Below are 516 nucleotides of genomic sequence, written 5' to 3'. Positions count from 1 at the left end.
GCCCGAACTGCCCGCGCGCACGTCGCTGCTGCCGGTATTGGTGCTGAGCGACGATGCGCTGCTGCCCAAGTAGCTACCATCGGCCCGAAACGTGAGGCCGCTCACCACCGCGGCGCTGCCGCTGCTGCTGCTCACCGAGGTACCGCCCTCGAAGGCGCCCACCAGCTGCCGCGCACTGGTGAAGGGCCCCGTGCCCAGAAACATGCCCGTGTCCCAATTGAACGCGTTGGCCTGGGAGTTTTCAATATCGGATGTAGAAACCTGGCCATCGGCCCATTTCACGGTCATCTGCCGGCCGCTCACGCTGAACGTGCCGCGGTCCGTCGCCGGCAAGCCGTTCAGGCTGGCGGCCGAGAAATCAATGGGATTGCGGTACACCTGCCCGTTCGGCACGAAGTAAAACGTGGCTTTTTCGAGCGAATGAAACGCAATGAGCATGCGGGTCATGAAAAACAGCCCCTGCGGCCGGCCAGCCACCATTTTGCCCGCCAGCGGCGCGGCTGCCGGGCCAGCATG

Annotated in this window: 1 protein-coding gene; it reads right to left on the bottom strand. The window is 64.7% G+C overall.

Features of this window, described 5'->3' with window-relative positions:
* A partial coding sequence (locus ACYVDE_RS26005) for a hypothetical protein (RefSeq protein ID WP_460504385.1) occupies positions 1-516 on the bottom strand: 516 nt, incomplete at both ends.

This window comes from Hymenobacter agri, assembly GCF_054778495.1.
This window is presented reverse-complemented; position numbering and strand designations above follow the sequence as displayed.